The sequence below is a fragment of the Sulfurimonas sp. genome (genome assembly GCF_023229105.1).
Classification (GTDB): domain Bacteria; phylum Campylobacterota; class Campylobacteria; order Campylobacterales; family Sulfurimonadaceae; genus Sulfurimonas.
In genome coordinates, this window is the sequence record NZ_JALNZY010000082.1 from 1 (window position 1) to 9,037 (window position 9,037).

The following is a 9,037-nucleotide window of genomic DNA, read 5'->3' on the forward strand; positions in this document are numbered from 1 at the left end:
ATCTTGAGCTAGATCTTGAACTTGACTCACTTAACTATGTGGAGCTTTTTGTGTTTATTGAGCAGAGTTTCGGGGTAAAAATGGATGAAGCGCTCTTTTCGCATATGATGATATTTAAGTCTCTTTATGCTTATATAAAAGAGAACAGTCTGTATGTAAAACCTGTTATGCCTGACTGGGAGGAGCTTTTAAGAGAAGATATTGATGAGAAGTTAATATATTCTCCGCTAATTATGTCTCTTTATAAGAGTATCCTCTATCCGCTCTTTCGCCTTTACTTTCGCCTTGAAATAAGAGGGGTGGATAATATTCCCTCTTCTTCATCTATTATAGCGCCATCTCATCAGAGTATGCTTGATGGATTTTTGATTGAGTCTGCGCTTCCTTATAAAATCTTAAAAAAAACCTTTTTTTTAGCATATAAGCAAGTTTTTGGAACTAGGCTTTTAGAGCCGATATCTAAGCATGGGCAGACTATTTTAATAGATGCAAATGAGAACTTAAAAGAGACTATGCAGTTTTGTGCGCTTCCAATAAGAAGCAAAAATAATCTAGTAATTTTTCCAGAGGGGGCAAGAACACGTGATAGAAAACTTTTGGAGTTTAGACCATATTTTGCGATGCTCTCTAAAACTTTTGGTGTGCCCGTTGTTCCTGTAGTCATTGATGGGAGTTATGAGGCACTCGGAACAGGAATGCTATTTCCAAGGCCTAGAAAAATAAAGGTTACCTTTTTAAAACCGATACAGCCGCATTCAATGGATTATAACGAGATAATAACAGAGGTAAGAGAAGCTATAAAAAGCGAGCTAGAAGCCTTTACATAAGCGCATCATGGAGCTCCTTTTCTCCCTTTTTCTCATTAACAAAGTAGAGCAAAACTGCCCCTAAGATAAACAAGATGGAAATGGAAGCGATGGAGACTCTTGAGTTTTGGGTAAGTAGTGCCACAACAGCGATGAGAAGAGGTCCAAAAATAGCGGCAAATTTACCTATAAAATTATAAAAACCAAAAAACTCCGCCGAATACTCTTTTGGAACCATTCTTGAGTAGTAGGAGCGACTAAGTGCCTGAATACCGCCTTGAACAAGTGCAATCATAACTGCAAGCAAATAAAATTCAGAAACATGTTGCATTGAAACAGCCAATATGATTATAAAAAGATAGATAAAGATGGCAAGAAAAATTGCACCCTTTGTGCCTAGATAAACTGATATTTTTGTAAAGGCAAGTGTTGCTGGAAAACCTACAAACTGAACAAGTAAAAGTGCCAAAATGAGATTTGAGGAGTCAAAACCAAGCGCCATTCCATAATCAACCGCCATGCGGATAATTGTATCTACTCCGTCGATGTATAACCAGTAGGCGATTAAAAAAAGAGAGAGATGTTTGAGTTGTCTGATTTTTACAAAAGTTTTTTTGAGTCTTAAATACCCATCCCTAAATGATATGGTTCTTTTTTTATCCTCTATTTGTTCCTCCTTTACAAATAAAAACAGCGGAATACAAAAGAGCGCCCACCACAGAGCTACACTTATAAATGAGGCTTTTATCGCCTCCGCCTGATTTTCAAATCCAAAAAATGCAAAATCCTCAAACATCCAAATATTGATACTAAAGAGGATACCACCGCCAAGATATCCAAGTGCAAAACCAAGACTTGAGACATAGTCTACATTTTTTTTGGTTGAAACAGAGTGTAAAAGTCCGTCATAAAAGGTGTTTGAGCCCATAAAACCGATATTGCCCAGTATATAAACAAAGAGCGCACTCTGCCACTCTCCCTCTGCGATAAACGACAGCGAAGCACTCATTAAAATACCAAGAAATGCAAATAAAAAAAGAAGCCTTTTTTTAATCGAACCAGCATCAGCAACTGCACCTAAAAGCGGTGCGATTAGGACTATAACAAGACTGGATATGGAACTTGCAAACCCAAGATTTGCGGTGCTTGTGGTAGCTAGGGTATCTGCGCTGTAGTAGGATTTAAAAAAAAGCGGAAAAAACCCCGCCATAATGGTAGTTGCATAAGCAGAGTTTGCCCAGTCGTAAAGCGCCCAAGAGTAGATAGTTTTTTTATCGGCTTGCATGTCTGCCTTTATATTTTAGAGTTTTTAATACTAAACTAGAATTATATCTTTTCCCAAAATGTCCCTTGTAAAGTATCCATCAGGTTTACTCCATAAGTTAAAATCTCATGGCGCAGTGCATCTGATGCGGCAAAATCTCTTGCTTTTTTTGCTTCATCTCTTTGTTTTATGAGCATTTGGATTTTTTCTTTTGTCTGTTTATCAACGCCAAATTGAAAATATTCATAAGAATTTTTAACACCAAACCCTAAAACCTCTTCGATATACGCTAAATTTGAGAGTGTTTCGAGTTTTAGTTGCTTATGTTTTCCTGCAGTATCAAGTGTTTCATTTGCGTGGGAGATCATTTCATCGATGAGCGCTAAAGAGGCTGAAATATTGAGATCATCGCTTAACGCTTCTAAGAGTGAATCAGAAAAGGAAGTTTTTACATTTTCAAAAGATAGTCCAAAGAGGCGTTTTTTAAGTCTATAAATCTTGTCAAGTCTCTTTTTTGAGTTTAGTAAATCCTCTTCGTTAAAGTTAAAGTTGCTTCTATAGTGCGTACTCAAAAGGTAGAAGCGTAAAACTTCGCCGTCATAGACTTTAAGCGCATCTTTGAGAAAAAAACTGTTGCCTAAACTCTTAGACATCTTTTCGCCATCAATATTCACAAAGCCGTTATGCATCCAGTATGCACTTAGCTCATGGTTTGTTGCGCATCTCGTTTGTGCCGCTTCATTTTCATGATGAGGAAAGAGCAAATCTGCTCCACCTCCGTGGATATCTACCGCAAACTTTTTATCTGGTTTTGCAAGATGTTTTTCTATCATGGCAGAGCACTCCAGATGCCAGCCTGGGCGACCTTTGCCAAAAGGAGAATCAAAGGAGATGCTATTGTCATTCACGCTTTTCCATAGAGCAAAATCAGCACTGTTTTTTTTCTCCAACGAGCCTTCAACACGCTGTTTTTTATCATCTTCGTCTTGAAATCTATGTGAGAGTTGAAGGTATTGGCTATCGCTTGAGGTGTCAAAATAGATGTCGCCGTGGCTTGTTTTGTACGCATGTTTGTCTTTAAGAAGTTTTAAAATAAGTTTAAACATTGCTTCAAGCGACTCTGTTGCTTTTGGTTCAATAGTCGGTCTGATAACTCCGAGTTTGTTCATCTCATGATGAAAAGCATTTGTATAAAAATCGGTTATCTCTTTTATCTCTTTGCCGCTTTTTTGTGCTTTTTGGATAATCTTATCATCAATATCTGTAATATTTCTAGCATAAGTAACTTCATAGTCGTTTGCTCTTAAGACGCGAAAGAGTAGATCAAAAACCAAGGCACTTTTTGCATGTCCTAAATGAGCATTGTCATAAACGGTGGGACCGCAAACATAGAGTGAAACTTTGCCACGCTCTTGCGGAACAAACTCTCTTTTTGTTTTTTGAACCGAATCATAAATATACATTAAGATTATTTCCTTTATGAATGTAAAATTGTTAGAATTATATCAAAAATGATAGAATAGAAGGAATTTATTTTTGTGTATTGGATGGCAGAATGAAAACAAAACCTTACGATATAGAGTTACTTCATGATGTTGATAAAGATTTTAAGGAGGAGTTTTACCGCTGCTCTAAAACATTAAACTACGCAAAAGGCTCCTCCTTGTTTTGTGCTGATGACTTATTAAAATATTTTTATATTATTGTAGAGGGAAGAGTAAAAACTTATCAGCTCAATTTTGAGAACTCAAAAGAACAGACACTCTTTATCTATAAGAGAGGAGATATGTTTGATGTTGTATCGCTTTTAGATGAGAAGCCGCATGAGGTAATGTATGAAGTTTTAGAAGATTGCAAAGTGCTTCAATTTCCCATCCAAAAGGTTAGATACTGGATAGATAATAACGCTACATTCAATAGAATTTTTTTCCCATATATAGCAGCTAAAATGAGACATGTAGAGTCTTTAGCAAGTGAACTATCGCTTTATGATGTAAAAGAGAGGCTTATGCATCTTCTTTTAGAAAATATAAATCCAAACAGTGCTTTTAAATATAAACTTCTGCAAAACCTCTCAAACAGTGAAATCTCAAAACTTCTAGGAACAGTCAGACATGTTGTAGAGAGAGCGATTAAAGAGCTAAAACAAGAAAAAATTATTCATACAAGCAGAAAAAATATTAAAGTTATAAATCTTCAAAAATTGCTAGAAAAAACGATAAAGATGCTACATAAGTAGCAAATTTTTCTTTGAATCTTTTATATAATAATGCTAACTTAAACAAAAGTTTAAGTTATAAAATAATTTAAATATAAGGAGTTTGTTATGTTAGTTTCAAGATACTTAAGTCCGGCAGAGTCTTATAGAAAAAAAAGAGGTTTCGATTTTTTAAGCGATTTTTTAAACTCTTTTGAAGAAGAGAGTAATAGTGATACGTTGGTAGATTTTAAACCTGCCGTAAACACAAGAGAGGGCAAGGATGCCTACCATGTGGATGTCGATTTGCCGGGTGTAAAAAAAGAGGATATTGATGTTAGTGTTGAGAACAACATGCTTACTATATCAGGTAAAAGAGAGACAAAAAGTGAAATAAAAGAAGATGATTATTACAGAGTGGAAAGTAGCTATGGGAAATTTCAAAGAAGCTTTACACTTCCTGAGAAAGTTGATGCTGAAAATATTAGAGCGGCATGTGAAGATGGCGTTTTAGAGGTTATAATCCCAAAAATGCAGATTGAGCAAAAATCTTCTAAAAAAATTGAGATAAAATAGCAGGAGGATGAGATGAATATTACAAAAACATCAAAAAAATTTGCAGATAAAGTAGAAGAGAAGGTTAAAAAAGGATTAGAAGTTGCTAAAGGTACATTTGATAATGTGGCAAGTCACCTCCCTTTTGCAAATTTGGCAAAACGTTCTGATGATATTTTTAGCATAGAGATAGATTTTCCGGGTGTAAAAAAAGAGGACATAGAGATAAAAGTAGAGGATAATTATCTAACTGTGAATGCACAAAGAAGATATAAAAATGAGACTAAAGAGGATGACTACTATCTTTGTGAATCAAGCTTTGGACTCTTTAGCAGAAGTTTTGCTCTCTCTGATAATATAGACAGGCAAAGTATAGACGCAAAATATGAAAATGGAAGGCTCTATATTATGCTTGAAAAAGCAGAGTCAAAAAAATCAAAAAGAATCGCTATAAAGTAATATTTTTAGAACTCCTTGCCAAGAGGCAAGGGTCTAAAACATATTTACAACGCCGTAGTCAAGCATCTCTTCAAACTGCTCAGGAGTAAGAACAGCTTTGACTTTTTCAATACAACCTAGATGTATTTTTGTTAGTTCAGCTCTTAATTTTGCTATCTCATCAACTGCAGGATAGAGCTCTGCGACTTTTTGGCTTTTGTGTTTAAAAGAGACTTTTTGCATTAAATCAAGCTCAAGTTTTTTAATAACAAGGGCTTTTTTTGCAGCTTCTGACATCAACTCTTGTTTTATTTTTAAAATAGAGTCTATCTGCTCCTTTGATAAATTCAAGTTAGAACTAGCTGCGTCATAAAGTGTTAACCCAACTAAGTAGGGAAGATTTTTTGGCATTAAAAAATAATCTTTTGGAAAATTCTCTTTTGCTACAAAGGCTCCTGCGGGACCTGCCATCTTCTCCATTTTAACTACGTCTTGTATCGGAGCAGGAAGAGTTGGCTCTGCTACTGCTACTGTACCTAGCATTAAAGTAAATAATGCAACTTTTGTTACTGTTTTTTTAGATTTCATGTATGTTTCCCCTTAAAAATGTGGTGCATTTATTATACAGACCTATATCTAATGAAAACCAAATAGTTTAGTGACTAAGCTCAATAGCTTTTTTAACGCAAGAATCCAAAGAGGTTGTTTCAGATACGTGTGGAGTTATATAAGACGGGAAGTATTTCTCGGTAGTATGTCCGATTGAGACTGCTTTGTAGCTCTCTTCCCAAGTGACATTTTTTAAAAAACACTCTATGGTAGAGGGGGAAGAGAAGATTATTACAGATTTTTTTGGAAGTTTTATCTTTTTTTTGAAGTTAACGCAAACTGTTTCATAGACAATTGCTTCATCGCAAACTACTTCGTTTGCATTTAGCGTATCAACTAGATTTGAGACAACTTTTGAACCTCGTATATAGAGCACTTTTTTATTTTTTAAAAGAGGAATTAACTCTCTTGCAAATTCATCACCATGTTTTTCTTTACTGACAAATTTTATTTTTGCACCTAAATTACTAGCAACTTTTGCAGTTTGGGGAGCAATGGCATAAACAGGTTTTGCTTTCCACGCTTGATTGTAAGAGTTAAGTGAGTAAACGGCATTTTTAGATGTGAAAATAAGTGCATCATACTTTGAAAAATCAAAGTCAATTTTTATTGTTTTTATTTGAATAACAGGCAGATTTTTTGCCCATTTTACTTTATTGTCATTTAGAACATAGATATTTAAAGAGTTGTTTTTGATATTTTCAAAAAATGAATCAATGTATCTTTTTATTTTTGAAAAAAAACTGTCTTTGGCATGTAATACAAGGGATTTTTTTTCATCAACAAAAAAATTGATATTATGCTTGCTTAGAAGATAGGTTATTTTTATAAGTTCTTCAAAGATATGCTCATTTGAATAACTTCTGTCAAGTATAAAAGAGTTGCTACTTTTTTCATACTCGTAATAGATAAGACCAAGGGATTCAATAAGTTTTTCTATATTTTTCATAGAGAGGATGATAACATCATCTGAGTAAATATTTTTCAAAAAAGATTTGAAAACTATTTATCTCAAAAAATATGTGTAATTATTGGAAAGTAGTTCCACCGTCAACGACGATTGTTTGTCCTGTTAGCCATGAAGATTCACTGCCACAAAGAAAGAGACATGCCCCGGTTAAATCTTCAACTTCTCCCATACGAGAGAGGGGAGAGCGTCTTATTACCTCGCTTTTTACCTCTTCATAGTTTGGAAAAGCTTTAAGAGCGTCTGTATCTATCGGACCGCCGCTTACTGCGTTTACTCTTATGTTTTTCTCGCCAAGCTCTGCTGCAGCGTAACGAACCATAGCTTCAACAGCGGCTTTGTTGGTGCCGTGACCTGCATAGTTTGGAGTATAAACGAGATTGCCGGTTGAGCTCATGCTAATAATACTCCCGCCGCCGGTTTTCTCCATTCTTTTAGCCGCTTCTTGTGCACCCACGACAAAGGCATCAACAGTTGCGGTATAGATGTTGTTTAAACCTTTTGGTTTAAGTCTCATAAAAGGACCAAATCCACCAACAACGGCACGACCTGAGATTATGGCATTTGATATAAAAAAGTCAAGCCTCTCAAAATCTTTATCAAACTCCGTATAAACATCTTTATATGTTTCAGGCTCAAGTATGTTAAGCGCGTAAGCACGAGATTTTATGCCGTATTTTGACTCAATATCAGCAATAATCTCATTTGCAATATCTGCTTTTGTAGAATAAGTAAATGCCACATCGCACCCTTTTTTAGCAAAAGCATAAACAAGTGCTCTGCCTATTCCACGAGTTCCGCCGCTTACAAATAGAGTTTTTCCCTTCATTTTACAATCCCTTTATTGTATAGTTTTTCATAATTTCTTCTAGCATCTTCATATTTTGCATACTTGGGGCAACAAGAGGAAGTCTGTATTCTAGCGTACTAATCAGTCCTGCTATATACATGGCAGCTTTTATCATGATAGGGTTTGACTCTAAAAAAAGTGCTTTATTTATAGGGAAAAGCATATCGTTTAGTGCTTTTGAGCCTTTTAAATCGCCGCTAAAAGCTAATCGTACAAGTTCGCTTTTTAAATCAGGAAGCAGGTTTGCAGTAACGGAAGTTATGCCAGCTCCTCCGTTTGCTAGTATCGGGTAGTCAATCGCATCATCGCCGCTAAATACTTTAAGCTCAGGTCTGCGTGAGAGAAGCTCAACGCTTCTCTCTATGCTTCCAGTTGCTTCTTTTATGCCGTAAATATTTTTAACATCATCAAAGAGTCTTATCACGGTATCGGCAGTTATGTCAACAACTGTACGTCCGGGAACATTATAGAGCATAAATGGAAGCTCAGGAACCGATTCTGCTATTGTTTTATAGTGTTGGTAGAGTCCTTCTTGGGACGGTTTTACATAATATGGTGCAACGGAAAATATAGCATCAACTCCGCATTTTTGCGCTGTTATTGCGGCTTTTACCGCCTCTGCCGTTGAGTTGCTTCCCGCACCTGCTAGAACTTTAGTATCTGTTTGGTGGCAAACTTCAACCGCTATCTCTATGCATCGTCTATCCTCTGCAAAAGTAAGAGTAGCACTTTCGCCTGTTGTTCCGACGGGGCAGACTGCATTTATACCGTTTTTTATCTGTCTTTTTATCAGATCGGCGTAAGTTTGTTCATCCAATTTTCCATTTTTAAATGGGGTAATGAGTGCAGTTGTTGAACCGGTTACAATATTCATCTATATAGCCTTATTAAATTAATTCGAAATTATAACAAAAAAGTATTAAAAAGAGAGGATTTGTCCTCTGGTTGGTAGAGGTAATGCTCACCCCGCTTTGAAGATAGCAGGAGTGAGTTATGTTAAACATTGTATAGATTAGCGACCGCGACCGCCTCCAGGTCCCATTCCACCACCGCCAGGTCCCATCATTCCACCGCCGGTTCCCATTCCACCGCCTCTAGCAGGTGGCTCATCTGGTAGCGAAATGCCTTTTTCCTTTGCCCGTTCTTTCATAAGCTCATGATGTTCCTTGCGGACTTTTTCTTGCTCCTGAGTGGTACGTGCAGCGCGCATTTTGTCGCGGTATTCAATACGCTCTTGCTGCGTCATTATTTGGCTGCCATAGATTTGTGTCTGCTCTTGCGTCATGTCTTGGGCTTTGGTTTGCTCAGCAGCACACAATAATCCTGTGGAGAGAAGCAAGGTAGCTGATAA

11 protein-coding genes are annotated in these 9,037 nt (G+C 36.4%); 4 read left to right on the plus strand and 7 right to left on the minus strand.

All coding sequences use genetic code 11. The annotated features are described in order from the left end of the window. Positions 1 to 827 (plus strand): lysophospholipid acyltransferase family protein (locus M0Q17_RS09590; RefSeq protein WP_295086299.1); only part of this gene is annotated, 827 nt, incomplete at its 5' end. On the opposite strand, the gene M0Q17_RS09595 is transcribed toward M0Q17_RS09590, so the two are convergent. Beyond that, a complete protein-coding gene (locus M0Q17_RS09595) occupies positions 820 to 2,091 on the minus strand; it encodes an MFS transporter (RefSeq protein WP_295086301.1) in 1,272 nt (423 codons plus the stop codon). The genes M0Q17_RS09590 and M0Q17_RS09595 overlap by 8 nt on opposite strands. A gap of 41 nt (positions 2,092 to 2,132) precedes the next feature. After that, positions 2,133 to 3,533, minus strand: coding sequence for a cysteine--tRNA ligase (gene cysS, locus M0Q17_RS09600; RefSeq protein ID WP_295086303.1), 1,401 nt, complete (start codon positions 3,531 to 3,533; stop codon positions 2,133 to 2,135). 92 nt (positions 3,534 to 3,625) lie between these two features. On the opposite strand from cysS, the gene M0Q17_RS09605 reads away from it, so the two are divergent. From M0Q17_RS09605 to M0Q17_RS09615, 3 genes are all read left to right on the plus strand, one after another. Then, a complete protein-coding gene (locus tag M0Q17_RS09605; RefSeq protein ID WP_295086305.1) occupies positions 3,626 to 4,309 on the plus strand; it encodes a Crp/Fnr family transcriptional regulator in 684 nt (227 codons plus the stop codon). Positions 4,310 to 4,396: 87 nt separating this feature from the next. Beyond that, on the plus strand, positions 4,397 to 4,843 hold the full coding sequence (locus tag M0Q17_RS09610; RefSeq protein WP_295086306.1) for an Hsp20/alpha crystallin family protein: 447 nt from the start codon (positions 4,397 to 4,399) through the stop codon (positions 4,841 to 4,843). Positions 4,844 to 4,855: 12 nt separating this feature from the next. After that, positions 4,856 to 5,281 carry an Hsp20/alpha crystallin family protein gene (locus M0Q17_RS09615; RefSeq protein WP_295086308.1) on the plus strand — a complete coding sequence of 142 codons (426 nt, stop codon included), beginning with the start codon at positions 4,856 to 4,858 and terminating at the stop codon, positions 5,279 to 5,281. 33 nt (positions 5,282 to 5,314) lie between these two features. On the opposite strand, the gene M0Q17_RS09620 is transcribed toward M0Q17_RS09615, so the two are convergent. From M0Q17_RS09620 to M0Q17_RS09640, 5 genes are all read right to left on the minus strand, one after another. Beyond that, positions 5,315 to 5,848 (minus strand): hypothetical protein, encoded by a 534-nt coding sequence (locus M0Q17_RS09620; RefSeq protein WP_295086310.1) that lies wholly within the window; start codon positions 5,846 to 5,848, stop codon positions 5,315 to 5,317. Positions 5,849 to 5,915: 67 nt separating this feature from the next. Then, positions 5,916 to 6,857 carry a uroporphyrinogen-III synthase gene (locus tag M0Q17_RS09625; protein ID WP_295086312.1) on the minus strand — a complete coding sequence of 314 codons (942 nt, stop codon included), beginning with the start codon at positions 6,855 to 6,857 and terminating at the stop codon, positions 5,916 to 5,918. A 40-nt stretch (positions 6,858 to 6,897) separates the two neighbouring features. Continuing rightward, positions 6,898 to 7,665 (minus strand): enoyl-ACP reductase, encoded by a 768-nt coding sequence (locus tag M0Q17_RS09630; protein ID WP_295086313.1) that lies wholly within the window; start codon positions 7,663 to 7,665, stop codon positions 6,898 to 6,900. A 1-nt stretch (position 7,666) separates the two neighbouring features. After that, positions 7,667 to 8,560, minus strand: a complete 894-nt coding sequence (gene dapA, locus M0Q17_RS09635; RefSeq protein WP_295086315.1) for a 4-hydroxy-tetrahydrodipicolinate synthase — start codon at positions 8,558 to 8,560, stop codon at positions 7,667 to 7,669. Between the two features lie 138 nt (positions 8,561 to 8,698). Beyond that, positions 8,699 to 8,896, minus strand: a complete 198-nt coding sequence (locus M0Q17_RS09640) for a hypothetical protein (RefSeq protein ID WP_295086317.1) — start codon at positions 8,894 to 8,896, stop codon at positions 8,699 to 8,701. Positions 8,897 to 9,037: the final 141 nt, after the last annotated feature.